We start from the raw sequence: 22,415 nt of genomic DNA, 5'->3' as shown, positions 1-22,415 counted from the left end.
CATCATTTAAAACAATCGTGAAAATAATAAGCTAAGGGACAGATTCAATGAGCCACTCCAGCCAACCTCTTGCGATAACCGACGTCATCCTGCGTGACGCCCATCAATCCCTGCTGGCAACCCGGATGCGACTGGATGACATGTTGCCGATCGCAGACAAGCTGGACCGCGTTGGCTTCTGGGCAGTCGAGTCCTGGGGTGGCGCCACATTCGACGCCTGTATTCGTTACCTGGGTGAGGATCCCTGGGAGAGAATACGCAAGCTCAAGGAAGCGATGCCCAATACGCGCCAGCAGATGTTGTTCAGGGGACAGAACATTCTGGGTTATCGACATTATGCCGATGACATTGTGGATCGGTTTGTAGAGCGTGCGGCCGTGAATGGCGTGGACGTTTTCCGGGTGTTCGACGCGATGAATGACGTTCGTAACCTGGAAATGGCAATCAAATCTGTCAAAAAACATGAAAAGCATGCTCAAGGCACCATGTCATATACGGTCAGTCCCGTGCATACCCTGGACAGCTGGCTGGAGATGGCCCGGCAGATTGAGGAGATGGGCGCGGACTCGCTGTGTATCAAGGATATGGCAGGACTCCTGGCGCCGTACACCGCGTACGAGTTGATCAGCGGACTGAAAAAAACGATCTCCATCCCGGTGCACATGCAGTGTCATGCCACGACCGGTCTGTCGACAGCCACTTACATCAAGGCGGTCGAGGCGGGGATTGATAATCTGGATACTGCAATATCGTCAATGAGTCTTACATATGGTCACACACCCACAGAAACCATGGTCGCCATGTTGCAGGGGACCGAACGGGATACTGGGCTGGATATTGGTCTGTTGGAGGAAATTGCCTCCTACTTCAGACAGGTCCGCAAGAAGTATGCAAAATTCGAGGGGGCGCTGAAGGGGATAGATTCACGCATTCTGGTGGCGCAGGTGCCTGGCGGGATGCTGACCAACCTGGAAAATCAGCTGCGAGAGCAGAACGCTTCGGACCGGCTGGATGAGGTGTTGGAAGAAATTCCGCGCGTTCGTGAAGATCTTGGTTTTATCCCCTTGGTAACACCGACTTCACAGATCGTGGGTACCCAGGCAGTGCTCAATGTCCTGTCCGGAGAGCGCTATAAAAACATCACTCGCGAGACGGAAGGGGTGCTCAAGGGTGAATACGGAGCAACACCGGCAGAGGTTGATAAAACGCTGCAAAAACGCGTATTGGCTGGCAAAGAGCCCATCACCTGCCGTCCTGCTGACCTGATTGAGGCAGAATTTGAAAAACAGCAGACTCAGCTTCTTAAGATTGCAAAGGAAGAAGGATTTGAGCTGGTCAACGATATCGACGATACATTGACCTATGCGCTGTTTCCCCAGGTGGCTCTTAAGTTTTTCCGCAATCGCAACAATCCTGACGCGTTTGAACCGGTGCCAGAAGCCGAGCAGCCAAAAACCGAATCCAGCAAGTCTTCTTCTGGTCAGAGCAAACAGACTGGCAAAGATAGTGGTGTCTACACCGTCGAGGTGGATGGTCGCAGCTATGTGGTCCGGGTCTCTGAAGGTGGTGATGTCAGCGCTCTGGCTGAACGCAAGCAGTCGGCCGACTCGCAGGCCGCGACGAAACAGGAAGCTGCAAAGGCATCAGGCGGTGAAACACATGACGTGTTGGCGCCATTGTCAGGTACCGTGCACAAGCTGATGGTAGCTGAAGGAGATGAAGTGGCTGACGGCGATGTACTGCTGGTTCTTGAGGCCATGAAAATGGAGACAGAAATTCGCAGCAACCACTCCGGTGTGGTCCAGGAGATTCTCGTCGATGAAGGCGACAGCGTCGGTTCCGGCGATGTCCTGGTCACGCTGGAGTAATAGCCATGTCACAATTGATCGAGCTGTGGCATTCCACAGGAATTTATCAAATTGAGCTGAAGCAGTTCATCATGATCCTTGTGAGCCTGGTGCTGCTTTATCTCGCAATCGCCAAAAAGTTTGAGCCACTGTTGTTATTGCCGATTGGCTTTGGGGGCATGCTTGCCAACATTCCGGGCGTTGAAATTGCAGTTGGTACCGGCGTGCTGGCACAGTTTTACGCCATGGGCCTGCAGACCGGTATTTTTCCGCTCCTGATTTTTCTGGGGGTTGGCAGTATGACCGATTTTGGTCCTTTGCTGGCAAATCCCAAAACACTGTTACTGGGTGCAGCCGCCCAGTTCGGTATCTTCGCCACCGTACTTGGTGCCTTATTGCTGAGTGATCTGGGGCTGTTTGACTTCAGCTTGCAGCAGGCCGCTGCGATAGGAATCATTGGTGGGGCAGATGGCCCAACCGCCATTTACGTCGCCGGCATACTGGCTCCGGAACTACTGGGTGCCATTGCGGTATCGGCATACTCTTACATGGCACTGGTACCGCTGATACAGCCGCCCATCATGCGAGCGCTGACCTCAGAAAGCGAACGGAAAATCGAGATGAAACAGCTACGGCCAGTGTCGCAGCGCGAGAAAATACTTTTCCCGCTGGTGCTTCTGGTACTTGTTGCGCTCGTCATACCAAGCGCTGCGCCTCTGCTGGGCATGTTCTGTCTCGGCAATCTGATGCGAGAGTGTGGTGTTGTTGATCGACTTACCAAAACCGCCCAGAACGCGCTTATCAACACGGTGACCATATTGTTGGGACTTGCTGTTGGCTCGCGCCTGATTGCAGATGAGTTTCTGGTGCCCAGTACACTTGGTATCCTGGCGCTGGGCATCGTGGCATTCTCGATTGGTACCGCGTCAGGCGTGCTGATGGGAAAACTCATGAACAGATTATCTGCAAGCAAGATAAACCCATTGATCGGGGCTGCCGGCGTATCTGCAGTGCCGATGGCTGCACGAGTGGCCAACAAACTGGGCACAGAGGCCAATCCCCACAACTTCCTGCTGATGCACGCGATGGGTCCCAATGTCGCAGGTGTCATCGGGTCGGCCGTGGCTGCCGGTATTCTGATTCAGATTGCTGGCTAGCGCACTCCAGTAAATCTTTACGTTCATGCCTTTGAGGATTACACACGCTTGTCTGGTGTGGAATCCTCTGTCACACTGGTGTCAATTTGGCAGTTTAGTGTCAATCCCACGAACTCATGACCGAGACATCTGCTGTGCCACTGCGCGCTATTTACTACGTACTCGATACAAATGTTCTGATACACGATCCCACCGCTGTCTGGAATTTCGACGAGCACCATGTGGTCATACCCATGACCGTCCTGGAAGAACTGGATAATCTGAAAAGTGGTCGCGGTGCTGTGGCCGCCGACAGTCGGCAGGCCATTCGCGAGATTGACCGTATCCTGGGCGACGCTGCACCTAAGGCTGTGGAGAAGGGAGTCCCCATCCAGCGTGGTGGTAAACAGAGTGAACCCAGCGGCATGATGTCGGTTCTGACCGGCGAAACACCAATCGATCAGCAGATACTGCCGCCCCACCTTAACGACAATAAAATTCTCAATGCGGTCGCGCTGCTCAAGCATCTGCATCCAAAGCGCAGCGTGGTGCTGGTAACCAAAGATATCAATATGCGGCTGAAGGCCAGGGCCTGCGGCATCGATGCGGAAGACTACCATACTGATCATCTGGTCACTGACATCAACGAGCTCTACAAGGGTTACCTGGAATTCGGTGCGGGGTTCTGGTCCCAGATTGGCGATGTTGAAACTGAACAGACTCACAGTGGACAGACCTTCCATCGTATTCCGCGCAGTAGCATCAATCATGATGTGTTTCCCAACCAGTTTTTCCTGGATGACGCCGGATTCGTTGCACGGGTCGTGGCTCTCACAGACACCCAAATAGTCCTGCAGCATCTGGATCGCGAACGGTTGATGTCACAGGAAACCTGGGGCCTGAAACCCAGAGATATTTACCAGGCCATGGCATTGAACCTGTTGCTCGATCCGGATGTGCATCTGGTCAACATGACGGGCTCGGCCGGTTCCGGCAAAACAATTCTTGCGCTGGCAGCGGCTATCGAAATGACGCTGACCGACAAGCTGTATCGACGCATCATTGCAACTCGCAGCACGCAGGGACTGGATGAGGATATCGGGTTTTTGCCTGGCACCGAAGCAGAAAAAATGGAGCCATGGCTGGGCGCAATTACGGATAACCTGGAGGCCCTGCACATGGACGATGAGAATAGTGCGGGCAGTATCGACTATGTCCTGTCGCGAGTTCCTCTGCAGTTCAAGTCATTGAACTACATTCGTGGTCGTAGTTTTCAGCACAGTCTTATCCTGATTGATGAATCTCAAAACCTTACACCTCACCAGATAAAGACGATTGTAACGCGGGCGGGCAATGGCTCCAAAGTGATCTGTCTGGGCAATCTGGCGCAGATCGATACACCTTACTTGACGCCCATCAGTTCGGGGTTGACCTATCTGACTGAACGGTTCAAGCATTTTGCACACGGCGGCAACCTGCAGCTGCAGGGAGTGCCCAGGTCGGCACTCGCAGCCTATGCGGAAGAGTATCTGTAAGACCCGACGCTACTCGCTTTCAACAAGCTGGTTCATTGTATGAGACGGGTTGTCGGGACAGGGTTTGCCGATGTGATGTGCAGGTACACCAACAACTGTTGTATGCGGCGGAACATCCTTTAGAACAACACTGCCAGCGCCGACCTTGGCGCTGCGTCCGATTTCAATATTACCAAGCACTTTTGCGCCTGCCGAAATTAGTACACCAGATCGTATCTTTGGATGGCGATCACCCTTTTCGTTGCCAGTGCCACCCAGAGTGACCGACTGCATGATGGAAACATCATCTTCAATGACGGTTGTTTCGCCGATCACGATTCCAGTCGCGTGGTCGAACATGATGCCTTTGCCAATAATGCAGGCCGGGTGGATATCCACGCCGAAGACTTCCGAGTTGCGACTTTGCAGATACAGTGCTAGGTCTTTACGGCCGCTTTTCCACAGGTGGTGGGCAACGCGGTGTACCTGTATTGACTGATAGCCTTTCAGGTAGAGAATGACCGGCAAATAGGCACTGGTGGCGGCATCGCGCTCATATACTGCTTTTATATCCACTGCGGCGGAATCCACTATCTGCGGGTTGTCCGCAAATGCACGATCAAACAGCTCCCGAATCGCGACAGCGGACATCACATAATTTGCCAGTTTGTGTGCGAGCAGGTAGCTGAGTGATGAGCTGAGGCTGTTGTGGTTAAGTACGCAGGCATAGACGTAACTGGCCAACAAGGGTTCCCTGGCGATCAGCTCACGCGCCTCCGCCTGTAATTCGTTCCAGATCGTATCAGACATAGATAAAACCGCTTACTTTGCTCTATTGGTGGATGTGTGGCGTGTTTGCTCAGCAGATCCGCGCATCTTACACGTATTGCAGCTCGAGCGTATTGCTTGCCTGCTGCAGGTGAGCCAGCTCAATGCCAGCAGCCTCCGACTGAGAAGCGATAGCCGCTGAGCGGCGCATCAGGGTATTGATCACCCTGGGTACTCCGTGGCTGAGTGAATAAATGCTTTCGATCACTTTGGTGCTTAACCATTCGCCTTCAGGAGTAAATCCCGCCAGCGCGAGGCGGGCCAGGATATATTGCTCTGTTTCCTCTCGGGTCAGTGCCCGCAGATGATAACACTTTTGCAATATTTCGCTCAGTCTGGCCAGTTTGGCAGTCGCCAGCCTTTCCTCCAACAGTGGTTGTCCAAACATCAGCAGCGATAAGTTGTCATTTTTGGCCAGGTGTTTGCTGATTACCAGCAGTGCATCGTTTGAAACGGCCTGAGCTTCGTCGATAAGGATCACGGAGTGGCGGGAGTCGCTGAGTCCGGCCAGGCGAATTTTCAGCTCCGCGGCTTCAATGGCAGGATAGGGAAGCAGATCGACGTCATATCGGCTGGCATGCGCTTTCAGACTGAAGAACATCTTTCTGCACAGCAGTGTTTTACCGGTGCCAGCGTCAGCGATTACCTTTAACAGCGGGGTGCGCTCATTGAGTGCCTGGATAATGTCCGCGTAGATAGCTTTTATCTGCTCCGATTGCCAGAGCAGACGCACGTCCGGCGTGTCACCAAAGACTTCTGCCGTTTCAGTCAGCGTAACCGGTTTCATGATGTGCCCGATAAGGCTGCCATGTTTTTGGTCCTTAAAATATCGCTAATGTTTCGCAGCCAAATGCCGTTAACTGACAATAATAACACCATTAGTGCCCGTGTCAGCGGGCCAGGCTCAGTAAGGCAGGAGTTCTCATGTTCAGTAAATTCACTATTCGCTCTCGTATCGGTCTTATCGTCCTGATCAGCGTTCTCTCGATTATCGGCTTGAGCGTGTCAATGCTCATGCAGGCGCGCGAGCAGTTCATGGGACAGCTACGCACAGGTAGTGTTAATCAGGTCCAGATGGTCATTGATGCCCTGGAAGGCCTGAATCAGCAAGTGTCGCAAGGCGTCATGACCGAAACCGAAGCCAAGCGCATGGGACGTTTCCTGATCAACAATACCATGGTCAGTGAGCGCAATTATTTGCTGCTCTACCACGAGCTGGGCGTTATTCTGGCCCACCCACTGCGTAATGTCGATGCTGCCCTCGACACAGAGGCTCAGGTGCGTGCAAACCTGGCGTCGACGGCAACCACGCCTGAACAGCGCATGCTCGAACTCGGCTATCGCGAACCAACCCCGACAATGACAGAAATCATTCATAGTTTCACGGGGGACAGCTACACTGGTTTCGCTGAATACCTGTATTACCCTGAGCCAGAGTTTGGCCGCAGGTTCCTGACCTACACCGATGATCCTCTCGCACACCCGCTGGCGGAAGTAAAAACAGTCTACTCAGAGCTTTTCGAGCCCTGGGGCTGGGTGGTCATCCATGGCCTGTTTGAAGAGGACGTCAATGCGATGTTCATGGAGTGGGTGGTCACTGCAGCCATGATGGTCATAGTGATTCTGGTCATTCTGATCGCGGCGGCATACTACCTGTCAATTTCCATTACTTCACCGCTGGTCAAGGCCAAGAGCTACATGCAGGATATCGCCCAGGGTTCTGGCGACCTGAGCCAGCGTCTTGCCGATGACGGCAGAGACGAGATTTCAGAGCTGGGCGCCAGCTTTAACACCTTCGTCAGCAAGCTGGCGGGGATCATCGGACAGGTTCTGTCGACCAGCGCCGAGGTAAGTGGCAAGTCTGCCCAGTTCTCTGACATGATCGAGCGTACTGCTGGACGTTCTGCGGCCCAGCTGGAGGAGACTGAACTGCTGGCATCCTCGACCACTGAGTTGTCATCTTCGCTCGCGGATGTGGCGGACGGCGCCCAGGCAAGTGTAAGCGCGGCAAGCGAAGCCAACGGTGCAACACAGAAGGCAACTCAGGTTGTGTCCAAGACCCGCTCCTCTGTTGAGCAGCTGGCAGGCTCCCTGGCGCAGATTCAGCAGCAGGTACATGATATGCGCGATCACAACGAAAAAGTGCATTCAGTTCTTGAGGTGATACAGGGTATTGCCGAGCAGACCAACCTGCTGGCGCTGAATGCCGCGATTGAGGCAGCACGTGCCGGTGAACAGGGTCGTGGTTTCGCGGTGGTAGCTGACGAAGTCCGCAGCCTGGCGCAGAAAACTCAATCTTCCACGCACGAAATTAACACCATCATTCAAAACCTGCAGGACAACACGGCTCAGATCGTCACAGCAATGGATGGCGGTGTCAGTCTGTCAAAAGAGTGTGTGGGCACGGCAAACTCTGCGAATGAGCTGCTGCAGTCAGTATTGTCTTCAGTGGCGCTGATTACCGACCGCAGTCAGGATATTGCCAATGCCGTCAAGCAGCAGTCTGAAGTAACCGATGGCATTGCCAAAAGCAGTGTCAAGATTGCAGGTGACGGCCGCGCCAACACCGAAGACTACCTGCAGTGCAAGCGTTACAACTCGGAGATCAACCAGTTGCTGGCGTCGCTGGACAACCTGGTCAGTCAGTTCAAACTGGGTTAATCGTCAATTCTCGATCCGTATCCGGCGTATGGCAGCCAGCTCACGCTGCCCGATGCCGGATACGGTTTCCACCGCCAGCTCATATTGCCCGTTCGCAAACTCCCTGGTATCCAGTTCTACGCTGAAACCCAGCAGGGGGGCCTGCGGGTCACTGCCGCCATCGGCGATCTCCACAACATCCTCGCGTGATATCTGTCTTTCAGTCTGTGCTGCTATTTCACGGTTCAGCAGAACATTGACAAGCTCAACGCCGTAACCCGGCGCCACGGCCCAGCCCGAGACGGTTACGGTGCCACTGAGGGTCGCATTCGCAGCAGGGCTATCAAGCCACACACTTGTCGGCAGCGGGCAGGGCTGGCCGGCGTCTTTGTCTGACCCAAGTGACGGGACATAGTAATAGCTGAAGCGTTTGTCTCCCTGATACAGAGAAAGCTGGTCAATAAATACCAGACTGCCCAGGGTCTGGCAGGCACGTGTCATGACTGCTGTTTTCTCGTTGATATCCAGAGTGCTGTCTTCAGTGACCAGCACTGCCGACCGGCCCGTGTGACTCGCCAAGAGCCCCTGGGTATCCAACTGCCAGATTGCATATTGTGTGTAGCGACCATCGCGAACGGTTTTATCCTCATCAATGGTGTAGGTGGAAGTGTCGGGCAAGGCAAAGCGTATCTGCGCCTGGGTGTAATAGTTGTCTGTTACGATCAGCGAATTTTCTGCGATTGCATGGCGTTGATGCAGTGTCCGCAGGTCATCCGTCAGCGGCTGCCAGCCAGCCATTTTGTTGGACAGCACGTTGCTGCCAACAATTTGCTGTAACTGGTCATTAAAACCCTGAGAGCCAATACCGGCAAGAACCAGCATGGAGCCAATAAAGCCGGTCACCGGGATAGCGTAAACGGCGCGTCGGGCTGTAGATTGCTGCCAGTGCCCGCAAAGTGAGGCGAACAACTGACGGGCAGCCAGAGGCATCGCAACCAGTAGCGGCAGATAACCCGACAGGGGCCAGTGCAGGGTTGTTCGTGTGGTATCACTCCAGGGCGCCAGAATCAGATAGACTCCCAGGTTACACGCCGAGAAGCTCAGCAGCAGGCCTGCACGGGAGTCGCCTTTACGAGCCAGCCGGAACAGATACCAGAGCGTGTACCAGCAAAACGCATACATCAGCGGGGTGACGACCGCTGCCTGGATGAACGGATGCAACAGCCCTTCAGTCTGAAACTGCCACGGATGCCGGTCAAGCAAATGGTAGTCAAGCCCGCTCAGCTCATTGGTCAAATTGAAACTGAGTGCCGGATACAGACCGGCCGTCGCAATCAGGGCTGCCAGCCAAACAACTGGCTGGCGCCAGACCCACCATTGGTTTTTGCTTACTAGCAGAAACAGGGCAGCGGCAGCCGGGTACAGGACAAATCGATAGTGACTGCTGAGCCCCAGCGCTGCCGCGATACCCGCCGCGAGCCAGAAGCCTTTTCTGTTGGTACGCGTAGCACGCTCAGTAAACCCGATGAACAATATGCCCCAGAAAATCAAAGGTACATCTGGCACTGCCAGCAGCCCAAGAAAGGCAGCCATGGGCAGGCACAGCGTCAGAATGGCGGATTCGAGTGCGCGTCTGCTGCCGGTTACAGGCTGTGCCAGCCAGAAAATGAGCAGCGGCAGGCTGCTCCCCATGACTAGAAAAAATATACGAACTGCCCAGGCATGATTGCCGCCCAGGTCGGCTCCCAGTCCTGCCAGCAGGGCGGTCATGAAGGGCAGATCGCTATATGCCAGCGCGGGAAACTGAGATGCCTGCCAGTAGAATATCTCATCGCTGTAGAGCTCAAGCCGAAAAGCCAGTGCCAGTTTGGTGGCCAGAATGCTGCCTGTCAGGGCGATCAGAACGAGTAACAGAGTTGGTTTGGCTTGGCTTGATTGCATTGTGAGTGTTCCGGTTGAGGCTGCTTGGCTAACGTGCTTTAATCACCGCTGTTTGGAGGCAGAAAACCAGCAAATGTACGCATGCATTGACCTTGGGTCCAATAGTTTCCACCTGCTGATTGCCAACTGGCACGATGGTCGGCATGATATCGTGGAGCGCTTCAGTGACAAAGTCCAATTGGGTGAGGGTCTGGCTGACGGCGGCAGGCTGACTGATGACGCGTTTGCTCGTGGTTTGCGCTGTCTGCATACCTTTCGACATGCTCTTGATCGCTACCCCATCCAGCACTGCTGGGCAGTTGGTACCAACGCATTGCGCATTGCCTCGAATGCCGATGAGTTTCTCAAAGCGGCATCTCAGCTGGGTATCAATATAGACATCGTCAGTGGGCTTGAAGAAGCAGCGCTGGTCTATGCCGGTGTTACCTCAGCATTGCCTGAATCGCCCGAACCTCGCCTGATCATTGATATCGGTGGTGGAAGCACGGAGTTGGTCATAGGCCAGGACGACACGCGACTGCAGTCGCACAGCATGCCAATAGGTTGTATCAGCTGGCGTGACCGCTGGTTCGCCGAACAGCCTGCAGACGCGAATGAGCTGGAAAAACGTCTCGATCTCGCACTGCAAAGTGCTGAACAGGTCTTTGCTCAAGTCACCCAGGCGCTGGCTGCCAATCCGTGGTCAGACGTTTATGCGTCATCCGGCACGGCCAAGATGCTGGCCGGTGTCTGCGCACAGCGAATGGGGAGCTCGTCGCCGAATTCAGTTGACCTGCCACTATTGAAGTCTTTTAAACCCGACATTCTGCAGGTGGCCTGTGACCCGACATATGTGCTCCCCGGTCTGAAAAATGGCCGACGCGAGCTGGTACTGCCAGGCTGGGCGGTCTTGTGTGGATTCATGCAGGCGACAGGTGTGCAGTCGCTGCGCTTCAGCCCATCGGCTCTACGCGAGGGCATGCTGCACTACATGGTCAAAGCTGCGATCAGCGGCGATTCACCGTTGCATGAATTGAGAGCGAATTAAGCAGCTGGTTCTGCACCCCGTCGCCGACTTCCTCGACACCGTCAACATCCGGGCGCAGGTAGGTGCCATCCGATTGTAATTCCCAGGTCTGTCGCTTGTCAGACAGGTGCAGTTCCATTTCCTCTACGATGCGGTTGATCCACTTCTTCTTGAGAATCGGGAAGGCGACTTCGATTCGTCGGATAAGATTGCGCTCCATCCAGTCCGCGCTTGAGCAATAGAGCGGGCAGGTCGCATTTGAGAAGTAATAGACTCGAGAATGCTCCAGGAATCGACCGATGGTAGACACAACCCGTATATTCTCTGAAACGCCGGGTACACCTGGTTTCAGGCAGCAAATGCCGCGTACGATCAAATCGATTTTCACGCCACTCTGAGAGGCGCAGTACAATTCGCGAATGATGGCAGGGTCGGTCAAGGAATTGATTTTGGCAATGATTCGCGCCGGTTTGCCATCCAGGGCTGCCTGTTTCTCCTGCGTAATCAATTGCACCAGACCCTTCATCAGTTTGAATGGCGCGTGCAGAATCAGGTCAGGAGAGATCTTTTTTCCCATGCCAGTGATTTGCTGGAACACCTTGTGAACATCGGCGCACAAAGTTTCATCGCAGGTCATCAGGCTGTAGTCAGTGTAGATCAAGGAATTTTTGCGATGATAATTGCCGGTGCCCAGATGCGCATAGCGCTTCAGTCGACCGCTCTCACGTCGCACAATCAGAAGCATCTTGGCGTGTGTCTTGTAACCCATGACGCCGTAAACCACTACGGCACCAGCTTCCTGCAGGATGCTGGCAAACTGGATGTTGTCCTCTTCGTCAAATCGGGCTCGCAATTCAATGACCACGGTAACTTCTTTGCCATTGCGAGCAGCCTCGGACAGCGCCTCTACCAGTTCTGAAGACTCATTGGTTCGATACAGTGTCTGTTTGATGGAGATGACGCCGCTGTCTCGTGCCGCCTGACGAACCCAGTCTATAACGGGAATAAATGACTGATATGGATGCAGCAGCAGTTGATCCTCACGCGTCACCGCAGTGAAGATGCAATTATTCTCCTCCAGTGCCGACGGCAGCCCTGGCGAAAACGGCGGGAATTGCAGGTCGGGGCGGTTAATCATGCTGTTCAGTGCCATCAGTCGCTGCAGGTTGACGGGGCCGTCAAGTCTGAACAACTCTTCTTCAGTCAAATTGAAACGTTCAAGCAAAAAGTCCGTCAATTCGGCAGGACAGCCAGATCCGACTTCGAGTTTTGCGGCGGCGCCAAAGCGGCGCATGTGCAGCTCTCCCTGCAATGCACTGGCAACGTCTTCAACTTCCACATTACTCATTTCCAGGTCCGAATTGCGTGTGACCCGGAACTGGTGACATTCCTTGACGCGCATGCCCGGGAAAAACTCCTCGACATGGGCATGAATGACCGACGAAAGGAATATGAAGTTGTCGCCATCAGGCATGATATGTGATGGGACCTTGATCAAACGTGGCAGCGCGCGCGGGGCTGGTACGATAGCCAGCCCACTGTCACGACCAAAGGCATCTTTGCCTTCCAGTGACAGGATAAAGTTCAGGCTTTTATTGACCAGCCTCGGGAAGGGGTGCGCCGGATCCAGACCAAGCGGACTGATGACAGGCAGAACCTCATTGCGAAAGTACTCCTGAGTCCATTCTGTCAGGCTGGTACTCCATTCATGGCGGTACAAAAAACGAATATTCTGACCTGCCATGGCAGGCAGTAGTTCTTCATTCAGTATTCGATACTGTTCCTGCAGGGCCTGGCGCACCGTAGCGTGAATTTCGCTGAGTACTTCCTGAGGATATTTTCCGTCGGGACCAGGTCGCTGGCGGCCAAATCCCAACTGCTTCTTCAGACCAGAAACGCGGATCTCGTAGAACTCGTCAAGGTTGGAGCTGAAGATGAGCAGGAACATCAGTCGTTCCAACAGCGGATGCCTGGTATTGCGCGCCTGATCGAGGACGCGCAGATTGAACTGCAAATAACTCAGCTCGCGATTCAGATAATAGGCACTGTCATCCAGATCAATATCCTCGGCGATAGCAGGACAGCCAGTCGATTCCGGTGCATCGGGCAGTGGTTGTGGCTCTATACGTTCACTTTGATCGCGGGTACTCATGCGTACTTCCTGAAAGGGCTTACCAGGTGGCGTTTAACGATGTATTCTAACGTAGTGGGCGATCAATACACACTGTTACGGTGTGACAGTTTTTTGTCAGTCGTTGTCACATAAGTGTCATATTTCAGCGTTATAGTGCGGTGCAAACTGCAAGGATCCCTATCATGAAAACCGATGCCGGCGTTCACAGCCACCATATTTCCCAACAATTCAATATTGAGCTGGAAGAAATCAAGAGCAGTATGCTTGAGATGGGCGGCCTGGTGGAGAAGCAATTGGCCGATGCCCTGGTTGCCCTGATTACCGCCGACAGCGATCTGGGTCATACGGTGCGTGAGACCGATGACGTTGTCAATGAGATGGAGCTGACAATCGACGAAGCCTGCAATCGTATTCTTGCGCGTCGCCAGCCTGCTGCCAGTGATCTGCGACTTGTCATGGGTATTATCAAGGCGGTCAACGACCTTGAAAGAATTGGCGACGAGGCCGCTAAAATTGCCAGGCTGGCGATGGAACTGGCCTCACAGGATGAATCTTCAAAAGGTTACGTCGAAATCCGTCATATTGGCGAACGCGTCCGTCACATGGTCAATATGGCACTTGACGCCTTCGCGCGCTACGACGCCGAGGCGGCGCTGGCGGTGGCCAAGGAAGACGTCAACGTTGACATGGAGTACGGCAGCGCCATGCGCGAAATGATCACCTACATGATCGAAGACCCGCGTAGTATCACCCGTGTGTTGAATATAATCTGGGCATTGCGTTCGCTGGAACGTGCCGGCGATCACGCCAAAAACATTGCTGAGCACGTGGTGTACATGGTCATGGGTACCGACGTACGTCACGCCGGCCTCACCGGTATGGAAGAGCAGGTCAAGTCAGAGCTCTGATTTGCCTGCACTCCGGTTTTCCCGCCCATCCTGAAATCCGATTCAACCCTGAGGTTTCTCGGGGTTTTGCTCGCTGCCATTACTCAGGCGTTCGATGGGGAAATGACAGATAAACTGACTGCCTTTTCCAACCTGGCTTTTGATCTCCAGCGTAGCATCGTGGCGTGCCAGTACGTGTTTTACGATGGCCAGGCCGAGGCCTGTGCCACCCGTGTCAGTTGAACGGCTTTCGTCGACGCGATAGAAGCGCTCAGTCAGCCTGGGAATATGATGCGGTGCGATCCCCGGACCGTCGTCAGCAACGCTGACATCCAGCCCGCGTTCTCCCATGACGGCTGTCAGACTGATCTGTCCGCCCGGCTGAGTATATTTGGCGGCATTAAGCACCAGGTTGGACACGGCGCTGTACAGTTCATTCAGATTTCCGCGCAGGTAATGTTCATCACCACAGTTCAGCGAAAAGGTCTGGCCTTTCTCGGCAAACACCTGTTCGGCATCCTGTTTTATATCCCGCAGTAGCGACAGCAGGTTGATGGCGCTCTGTTGTTTGGATGCTGAACGGGTCTCCAGTTGCGAAAGGGTCAACAGGTCACGGATTATGTTTTCCATCCGGTGTGACTGTTGCGCCATTTGTTCGATTGGGCGTACCCAGCGTTTTGGCAGATTGTCTCTGTCGTCCAGCATGGTTTCCAGATACCCGGTAATGACCGTGATGGGGGTGCGCAGTTCGTGCGACACATTGCCCACAAAGTCCTTGCGCATCATCTCCAGTCGATGCAGTTGGGAAATATCCCGTACCAGCATCAGTCGTTCACCTTCGCCAAAACTGGTGATCTGGAATTCCAGCATGACGGACGGTTTCACTGGGGAGTTCAGCTTGAGGGGGGTCTTGTAGAGTCCACGATTGAAATACTCAATGAACTGCGGCTCGCGAATCAGGTTAGTAACCGGCTGGTGACGATCCTTGGGGCTTTGCAGACCCAGCAGTCGGTTGGCAGCGGGGTTCCACCAGACCAGAGACCCTTTGCCGCTTATCATGATTACTGCCATTTCCAGCGCTGATGTCGACTCCTGGGCTTTGTCGATAATGCTCTTTTGCTCCAGCAGGGCTTCGCGCTCACGTCGCTGCAGCAGGTACATGGCGTCAAAGACATAACCCCAGATACCTCGGCCCTCAGGGGGTGGTGAGGGTTGTGCGCCTTCATTGCGCTTAAGCCAGTTGTAAAGTCGACGCAGTTGCAGCAGGTGATAAACGAGGTAAATCAGTGTGCCAACCAGCACCACCAGTGCTGGTTGGCCAATCAGCCAGCCAGCCAGCAGCAATGCCGAAAAAATCAACAAAAGTCGACGAAGTGCGGAATACCAGTCGGAGAACAAACGTTACATCCAGTGATTGTTTTAAATGACTGTAAAGCGTAGGCGCTTATTCGGGTTTTGTCGAGAAGCGATAGCCGGCGCCGCGCACGGTCTGGATAAGACCAGCGTAGTTGATACCGGGGCTCGAAGCTGACGTCAGCGCTTTGCGAAGGCGACCGATATGGACATCAACGGTGCGTTCTTCGAGGTACACATTGGCGCCCCAGACCTGGTCCTGAATATGGTCGCGGGAAAACACTTTTTCGGGGTGTGTCATGAAGAAGTTCAGCAATCGATATTCAGTGGGCCCCATGTCTACTGCTTTTTCTTCGATGGTCACACGATGACTGGCTGGGTCGAGTTCGAGGTCAAAAACGCGAATCGGCTTGTCACGCAGATTGCCGGTGCTTCGGCGCAGCACCGCTTTGATGCGGGCGATCAGCTCGCGCGGCGAGAAGGGTTTGGTAACGTAGTCATCAACACCCACGTCAAGTCCCTGGACTTTGTTGTCTTCACTGGTCTTGGCCGTCAGCATGATGATTGGAATGTCAGCCGTAAGCTCCTCGCGCTTCAGTCGGCGGGCGAGCTCGATGCCGCTGCCACCGGGTAGCATCCAGTCGAGCAGCACCAGATCGGGGCGTTTATCCACAATGTTGACGTGGGCTTCCAGCGCGCTTTCAGCCTCCATGCTGTTAAAGCCGGCCGTGTCCAGAGCAACGCCGATCATGTCGCGTATGGCGGCTTCGTCGTCAACTATAAGAATGGTGGGCTCGGTCGTCATCTGATTCGTCCTGCAATCTATTTGTGATGCCGGCATTGTAGACATTGAAATATTACAATTTTATGACGGAGTAGTGGCAAATATTCGCCAACACGCTGGTAAAACAAAGATTATTTGTGAGTTGAAGCGTAAAAACGATACACAGATGTGTATTAGATATTCTGCTGATATATAATGCCGGTCCGGATTTGCACCGATGCAGATCCACCATTTTATGTACGAAGTGCCCGGGGGGCAGAGGAGAAGTCATGATTACAAAACCACTACGAGCAATTGGTCTGGCAGCCGCGATGGCGTCAGGGCTGCTTGCGCTCGGTGTTCAGTCTGCTGCTGCAGATGAGGGGCGATTCTACATCGTGCCTGGCGTTCAGTGGATGGACTTCGACAGCACGCGTCAATCGGATCACGAAACTGGATACTCACTGGGTGCCGGTTATGGTCTGTCAGAGCATGTGTCAACTGAGCTGACTTACTCCCGTATCAACATGAACACTCTTGCCGGACGTGATCGTCTGCGCGCGCTGCGACTGGATGTCCTTTACAATGTCAGCAATCAAATCGGTGATTTCTCTCCGTTCTTCGTAGCTGGCCTTGGTGATACCAAGTTCGACACCAACCACGACACCACGGCAAATCTTGGCGCCGGTGTAAAATACCGCTTCAGCGATCGCGTCGAGTGGAGAGCTGCAGCCCGCACTTTCTACGGTTTTGACGACAAGACTTACGACTTCGGTATCGACACAGGTCTGGTGTTCCATCTGGGTGCGGCCCCTGCGCCGGCCACAGTAGAGCCTACCCCGGCACCGGTTGAACGCGACTCCGACGGTGATGGCGTTCCAGACAGCCGTGATGACTGCCCGAACACCCCGCGCAACTACGCTGTGGATGACCGTGGCTGTCCGATCATGCTGGAAGAAGTGGCGCGAATCACGCTTGATGTCCAGTTCGACTTTGACATGGCAGTCGTCAAGCCTGAATACTTCGACGACATTCGCCAGGTGGCAGATTTCCTGAGCGAGCACGATGATGTGATGGCAGAGCTTGGTGGCCACACTGACAGCGTTGGTACTGACGAATACAACCTGGGCCTGTCTGAGCGTCGCGCCAATGCTGTGCGTGACGTGCTGATTGAACGTTTCAATGTCAATCCTGCGCGTATCTCGGCTCGTGGCTACGGCGAATCACAGCCTGTTGCGACCAATGACACCTCAGCTGGCCGCGCAGAAAACCGTCGCGTTGAGAGCGTAATGTCGACAACAGTTCAGCGTCCGCAATTGCGCAACTGATTGTCAGGCAAACATGATATGACAGCGAACTCCCTGCTACCGTCGACGCGGTGGCAGGGAGTTTTGCTTTAGCTGAGCAGATGCCGTGCAGGATGTTCTAAAGCACAGGCCCTTCAGGGCCGACCTCAATCAGGCCTGGCGGCCAATCCAACAATGCCTGCCCGGTCCCGATGCCTTCTGGCGTGACTGGTTGCTCGAATCAGGCTCACTGACACGCCGTCTGCAGGCTGTATCTGATGATACGTTTCAGGTCAGGGTGCTTGCGGAGGGCTGGATAAGAGGCAGCAGCCATCAAATGCAGTTGCTGGGCAGTCACAGGCCGGGGCATTGGCTCTGGAGCCGGCACGTCGAGTTATGCCTCTATGGTAAAGCCTGGGTTGCCGCGCATTCATTGATTCCCTATAACAGCATGCGCGGTCATCTGCGACAGCTGTCACGTCTTCGGGACAAGCCATTGGGTGGATTTCTTTTCGAACAGCCTGACCTGTCGCGACAGCCACCAGAAATTACGCGATCCAGTGAATGTTGGGGACGTCGATCCCTGTTTTCTCTGCAGCAGCGCCCGTTACTGGTCGCTGAATTCTTTCTGCCAGAAATGCGCTATCATCTTGTCAACATGGAGATTCAGTAAATGGGCACCCTGGATGGCATCAAGATAATCGACCTGACACGTGTTCTGGGTGGGCCTTATTGCACACAGGTATTGGCCGATCACGGCGCCGAGGTTATCAAGATTGAACCTCCGCAGGGCGATGAAGTGCGTGACTGGGGGCCTCCCTTCCATGGTGAGGACGCTGCCTACTTTATAGGTGTCAATCGCAACAAGCGCGCCATGGCGCTGGATCTGTCCAGCGAGCGCGGCCAGCAGCTCTTGCTCGAACTGCTGGCCGACGCAGATGTCCTGATAGAAAACTATAAACCGGGATCGATGGAGCGCTGGGGCCTTGGATACCATGAGACCCTGAGTAAACGCTTTCCCCGTCTTGTTCATTGCCGTATAAGCGGCTTTGGTGCGGATGGTCCATTAGGTGGATATCCGGGGTACGACGCCATAGTGCAGGCGATGGCTGGCTGGTTCAGTGTCAATGGTATCAAAGGCGGTGACCCGACAAGACTGGGCGTAGCCATGGTTGATATGGGAACCGGCTTGTACGCCGCGGTTGCCATACTGATGGCTGTCATAGAGCGTCAGCGATCCGGGCACGGCCAGTATATTGATATGACGCTATATGATTGTGCGGTGTCGCTGATGCACCCTCATGTCGTCAATTACGCCATGTCGGGCAAAGTGCCTGAGCCTACCGGTAATGCACACCCCAACATCAGTCCCTATGAAACCTTCCGCACGCGCACTGTCGATATTTTTATCGGCGCAGGCAACAACCGCGCCTTCGATAAACTTTGCTCCGCCCTGGACGCGCGCGAATTGCTGGATGATGGCAGATTTACCAGTAATGCCAGTCGCTGTGAGCACCGCGAAGCACTCAAGGTCGAGCTGGAGTCGCGACTGATGCGAATCGATGGTGCAGCTTTGGCTGAAAAGCTTCTGAGCCTGGGCTTGCCGGCAGGACCGATATACAACACTGCGCAGGTGGTTGAGCATGCGCACACGCGCCATCGCCAGATGTTTATCGATAATGACTGGTATAAAATGACAGGAATACCGATCAAGTTTTCGCGGACCCCAGGTTCTGTTCGGGAATTGCCTCCTGTCTTCAGTCAGCACAGTCGTCAGCTGCTGGCCGCAATTGGCTATTCGGATTCAGAGATTGATGAGCTTCAGTCAAGCGGTGTTGTGCCGGCGCAACGAAAGCGCTGAAAGCAGAAGACCTCGGCCAGACCCAAGGCCGGGTTCCGTATCTGATCAATCCTGATTCAGGCTGATCAGGGTCAGTCGAACATTTTGCCGTCGCTGAGCTTCGCCATCAATCAGGACTGGTCTGAACTGCAGGCTTCGTAAAGCATCCCTTCCCTGAATACGGGCACCAGTCGTGTCCGGTGTTGCGTCGATAATGTCGATGTTCTCTGCCTGTCCATTGATACCGATACGAAACTCCAACAGGGTTTTGACGCCGTCCGTGGTCATTTCACGCTGGGTCTGTGGCAACTCTTCGTAGGCAAATGCAGGCAATGCGCCCTCTGTCATGACGACGTTGTTAATCGTCATCAATGCATCTTCATCAGTGATCTCACAGTGGCTGCTCCCGGTTGTCAATTCAAGTGACAGCGTTTGCAGGGGCAGCAGAGCGGGGCAGGCAAAGTAGGCATTTAGCTCTGAGTCGCTGTACCCGGCCTCTTTGAACAGTTCCCAGGCGTCTCGATAATAGGTTGCGGCGTTACCTATGTTGTTGCTGCCCCGTGCATCGCTGATCAGTGTGCCGGTGCGTAACTCGTATTGCTGGCGCAGTAACACCGAGTCGCCAAGATACAATTTCAGCATCGCCTGAACTTCGGGTTCCTCTGACTGTCGCTCACCAATTTCTTCGATCAACTGATAGTGACGTGTCATGGCGGATCGATGAGCGCGCTCAATGACGGTTGTCGTCCGCGAGCCGTACATTGTTTCCAGGTCACTGACAGATGTTATGCGTTGAAGTGGCCGCAATGGCGTCGTCGACGGAATGCCGTGTTCTTCATTAATCAGCGCCTGGCTGGTGTCTGTGGTTGTGACCATTGCCAGTCCAATGTACAGCTCGGCAAGCGCCAGGTCGTATTGCAATGCGTCTATCTGTTCTGTGTTGCCTGCATCCAGGGCCAGTTCGAGGGCCTGTTCACGCTGTTCCCGAAGCTGAAGCAGGTAACGGGCTTCGCGCTCGCGCGGGCCGTGCAGTAATGCAAAGCGCAGGCGTTCATCTGTCTGCTGCAGAACAGTGAGCTTTGTTTCCAGCGGCATCTCTGGGGCGCGCGGCAGCATCCAGTGGATATAATCCAGGCGATCAGAAACTTCCTCCCATTGCCGCTGGCCAGCGAGCACATCCACTATCTGCAGCAGGACCGGAATCTGTGCGTCTGAATAGAGTCCGTCGTGTACCTTGATAATCTGCAATTGTTGATCCAGAGCTTCAAGCGCCTCACCTTCTGCCCTCGCCAGCAGCAGGGTCTCTGTCAGAGATTGCAGTAGAGCCAGCATATCATCGCTGTTCTGGCCAAATGTGCCCTGTTCCTGTTGCATGGTCGCAAGTGCGTCTCGCTGCTCATTAAGCTGAGCAATAAGAGCCTCTGTGTCAGCAGGGTCGACTGTTTGGGCGGCAATGGGTATGAGTGTGCTTAACGCGATAGCTGATGCTATCGAGGCGAAAGAGTGCGTGGCCCTTTTGGTTCGGGTCAAGCGCGATTGTCGACGGGCTGGTAATCGTGTCATCACAAAGGCCACCTGGCAGGTTTGCGACACAGGTTGTCAGGTTTAATGTACTATTTTCCTTAACACAGGGCTACAGGCGTATGTACACAGTCCACTGGTTTTAAATAGAATTTATTGACAAGTTCGCTTCAGATCAAATACAGTCCCGCGCCTGGACTTACCTAAATCAGACGTTTAAATGACCTCTTTCAGCTGTTTCATGCCCGTCTCTGCAACTGTTGCCCTGGCAGCAGCGGCACGTCGTGCGCGTGCGGCAGCGCGTGCGCGTATGCCAGTGGCACCGGGGTTGAGGATTGCAGCATAGTCGATTTAAGTAGTTAAAACCAAAGACTGACTAAGCACCAAAAACCTCCGGGGCCATAGGCCCCGGAGGTTTTTTTTTTGCCTGTCCAGAGGTGACTTCGTCAGGACTCAAACCTGTAGACGAGGAGAAAAAGCATGAATGTTCAAGAAGTTGAGGATTATTACGGGCTGTCTGTGTGCCGAAGACAAGCTCTGGTTGTGGAGCGCGGGCTGGGGGTCTGGGTGTGGGATCAGGATGGCCGTCAAATACTGGATTTTACCTCCGGATGGGGTGTCACCTGCCTCGGTCACAGTCATCCTGTGATGGTAAACACCATCGCCGAACAGAGTGCCAAAGTAATGCAGAATCCCAATTCAGGGTTCACCTATTCGCCAGCGCGCGCAGCCCTTATGCAGGAACTGGCCAAAGTCCTGCCGGAGGGACTGTCCAAAATGTGGTTTGCCAACAGTGGTGCGGAAGCCAATGATGCCGCACTAAAACTGGCCCGAAAGGTGACGGGGCGTCAGGCGATTGTGTCAATCGGTGGTGCTTTTCACGGGCGGACTCTGGCCACTTTGTCAGCATCAGGAGGCAGCGACAATGCGGCCCGATATCTGCCAAGACTGCCCGATCATCGATTCGCCGAGCTCAACAACATCGAAGAGCTCGAGCAATTGATAGATGGCTCCGTTGCCGCAGTAATAGTGGAGCTGGTTCAGGGGGAGGGTGGTGTCCGCCCACTTACCTCGGACTATATCAACGCCCTGCAAGAAAAATGCAAACAGCACGGCTGTCTGCTGATAGTTGATGAAGTGCAGACCGGCTTTTGCCGGACTGGCCATTTCTTCGCTTGCGACCGCTTTGCGCTGACCCCGGACATGATGACCCTGGGTAAAGGCATTGCGGGCGGTCTGCCATTTGCTGCACTGGTGATGCGTCCCGAGATTGCTGCCCGTGTGCAACTGGGCGACCACGGCGGCACGTACTGCGGTAACCCACTGGTGTCTGCTGTCGCAGCGGCTGTCGTGAAGTACTTGCGAGAAGAGCAGGTGTCCAGGCGTGTCGCCAGGCTGTCGGAACGGGCTCTGGCAGATCTGAAACGACTCAAGCAGCAATATCCGGATCTGATCCAGGAGGTCCGTGGCGAAGGTCTGCTGTTGGCACTGGAGCTGACTGCTTCGGTGGATGTCTGGACATTCTCAGAGCAATGCCTGGATCAGGGTCTGCTGGTAACGCCGACGCGAAATGGTGTTGTTCGATTGATACCTTCGCTGCTGATCACGAATGACGAGTGGCAGCAGGGTGTCGGGCTGCTGGAGCTCGCGCTGGGAAACTTGTGGGCTCAGGGTCAGTGGGCTAGTATGCGGTCAGCCTGAAAATCACGATTCATTGGG

The 22,415-nt window shown here is 54.3% G+C and carries 17 protein-coding genes; 10 read left to right on the top strand and 7 right to left on the bottom strand.

Annotation, left to right across the window (positions count from 1 at the left end):
* Positions 1–47 precede the first annotated feature (47 nt).
* From oadA to LVD14_RS13640, 3 genes are all read left to right on the top strand, one after another.
* A complete protein-coding gene (gene oadA, locus LVD14_RS13650) occupies positions 48–1,868 on the top strand; it encodes a sodium-extruding oxaloacetate decarboxylase subunit alpha (RefSeq protein ID WP_237134609.1) in 1,821 nt (606 codons plus the stop codon).
* Positions 1,869–1,873: 5 nt separating this feature from the next.
* Positions 1,874–3,004, top strand: coding sequence for a sodium ion-translocating decarboxylase subunit beta (locus LVD14_RS13645; protein ID WP_237134608.1), 1,131 nt, complete (start codon positions 1,874–1,876; stop codon positions 3,002–3,004).
* Between the two features lie 116 nt (positions 3,005–3,120).
* Entirely contained in the window at positions 3,121–4,518 is a 1,398-nt protein-coding gene (locus tag LVD14_RS13640; RefSeq protein WP_237134607.1) for a PhoH family protein, read from the top strand.
* 9 nt (positions 4,519–4,527) lie between these two features.
* On the opposite strand, the gene cysE is transcribed toward LVD14_RS13640, so the two are convergent.
* Positions 4,528–5,307 carry a serine O-acetyltransferase gene (cysE, locus tag LVD14_RS13635; protein ID WP_237134606.1) on the bottom strand — a complete coding sequence of 260 codons (780 nt, stop codon included), beginning with the start codon at positions 5,305–5,307 and terminating at the stop codon, positions 4,528–4,530.
* Between the two features lie 67 nt (positions 5,308–5,374).
* Positions 5,375–6,112, bottom strand: a complete 738-nt coding sequence (locus LVD14_RS13630) for an ExeA family protein (RefSeq protein WP_237134605.1) — start codon at positions 6,110–6,112, stop codon at positions 5,375–5,377.
* Positions 6,113–6,249: 137 nt separating this feature from the next.
* Here LVD14_RS13630 and LVD14_RS13625 point away from each other — a divergent pair, with 137 nt between their 5' ends.
* Positions 6,250–7,986, top strand: coding sequence for a methyl-accepting chemotaxis protein (locus LVD14_RS13625; protein WP_237134604.1), 1,737 nt, complete (start codon positions 6,250–6,252; stop codon positions 7,984–7,986).
* A 3-nt stretch (positions 7,987–7,989) separates the two neighbouring features.
* Here the strand turns inward: LVD14_RS13625 and LVD14_RS13620 are convergent, their stop codons facing one another.
* Positions 7,990–9,906: a glycosyltransferase family 39 protein gene (locus tag LVD14_RS13620; protein ID WP_237134603.1), complete on the bottom strand. Its 1,917-nt coding sequence runs from the start codon at positions 9,904–9,906 to the stop codon at positions 7,990–7,992.
* Between the two features lie 73 nt (positions 9,907–9,979).
* On the opposite strand from LVD14_RS13620, the gene LVD14_RS13615 reads away from it, so the two are divergent.
* On the top strand, positions 9,980–10,933 hold the full coding sequence (locus LVD14_RS13615; RefSeq protein WP_237134602.1) for a hypothetical protein: 954 nt from the start codon (positions 9,980–9,982) through the stop codon (positions 10,931–10,933).
* Here the strand turns inward: LVD14_RS13615 and ppk1 are convergent.
* Complete coding sequence (gene ppk1, locus LVD14_RS13610) at positions 10,893–13,064, bottom strand: polyphosphate kinase 1 (protein ID WP_237134601.1); 2,172 nt, start codon at positions 13,062–13,064, stop codon at positions 10,893–10,895. The two genes, LVD14_RS13615 and ppk1, sit on opposite strands and share 41 nt — an antisense overlap.
* 164 nt (positions 13,065–13,228) lie before the next feature.
* Between ppk1 and phoU the strand changes: the two genes are divergently transcribed.
* A complete protein-coding gene (gene phoU, locus LVD14_RS13605; RefSeq protein WP_237134600.1) occupies positions 13,229–13,954 on the top strand; it encodes a phosphate signaling complex protein PhoU in 726 nt (241 codons plus the stop codon).
* A gap of 42 nt (positions 13,955–13,996) precedes the next feature.
* On the opposite strand, the gene phoR is transcribed toward phoU, so the two are convergent.
* Positions 13,997–15,331, bottom strand: coding sequence for a phosphate regulon sensor histidine kinase PhoR (phoR, locus tag LVD14_RS13600; protein WP_237134599.1), 1,335 nt, complete (start codon positions 15,329–15,331; stop codon positions 13,997–13,999).
* 46 nt (positions 15,332–15,377) lie between these two features.
* Positions 15,378–16,091 (bottom strand): phosphate regulon transcriptional regulator PhoB, encoded by a 714-nt coding sequence (gene phoB / locus LVD14_RS13595; RefSeq protein WP_237134598.1) that lies wholly within the window; start codon positions 16,089–16,091, stop codon positions 15,378–15,380.
* Between the two features lie 248 nt (positions 16,092–16,339).
* Between phoB and LVD14_RS13590 the strand changes: the two genes are divergently transcribed.
* The 3 genes from LVD14_RS13590 to LVD14_RS13580 all read left to right on the top strand — a co-directional run bounded on the left by LVD14_RS13590 (position 16,340) and on the right by LVD14_RS13580 (position 19,196).
* Positions 16,340–17,377 (top strand): OmpA family protein, encoded by a 1,038-nt coding sequence (locus tag LVD14_RS13590; RefSeq protein WP_237134597.1) that lies wholly within the window; start codon positions 16,340–16,342, stop codon positions 17,375–17,377.
* Between the two features lie 85 nt (positions 17,378–17,462).
* Positions 17,463–18,008 (top strand): chorismate--pyruvate lyase family protein, encoded by a 546-nt coding sequence (locus tag LVD14_RS13585; RefSeq protein WP_237134596.1) that lies wholly within the window; start codon positions 17,463–17,465, stop codon positions 18,006–18,008.
* The gene (locus LVD14_RS13580) at positions 18,009–19,196 is read left to right on the top strand and encodes a CaiB/BaiF CoA transferase family protein (RefSeq protein ID WP_237134595.1); all 1,188 of its coding nucleotides are present in this window, start codon (positions 18,009–18,011) and stop codon (positions 19,194–19,196) included. It abuts the gene before it with no gap.
* 45 nt (positions 19,197–19,241) lie between these two features.
* Here LVD14_RS13580 and LVD14_RS13575 read toward each other — a convergent pair whose 3' ends face one another.
* Complete coding sequence (locus LVD14_RS13575) at positions 19,242–20,738, bottom strand: hypothetical protein (RefSeq protein ID WP_237134594.1); 1,497 nt, start codon at positions 20,736–20,738, stop codon at positions 19,242–19,244.
* A 438-nt stretch (positions 20,739–21,176) separates the two neighbouring features.
* On the opposite strand from LVD14_RS13575, the gene LVD14_RS13570 reads away from it, so the two are divergent.
* Positions 21,177–22,397 (top strand): aspartate aminotransferase family protein, encoded by a 1,221-nt coding sequence (locus tag LVD14_RS13570; protein WP_237134593.1) that lies wholly within the window; start codon positions 21,177–21,179, stop codon positions 22,395–22,397.
* Positions 22,398–22,415 lie beyond the last annotated feature (18 nt).

This window comes from Pseudohongiella sp. O18 (assembly GCF_021729085.1).
GTDB lineage: Bacteria > Pseudomonadota > Gammaproteobacteria > Pseudomonadales > Pseudohongiellaceae > Pseudohongiella.
This window is presented reverse-complemented; position numbering and strand designations above follow the sequence as displayed.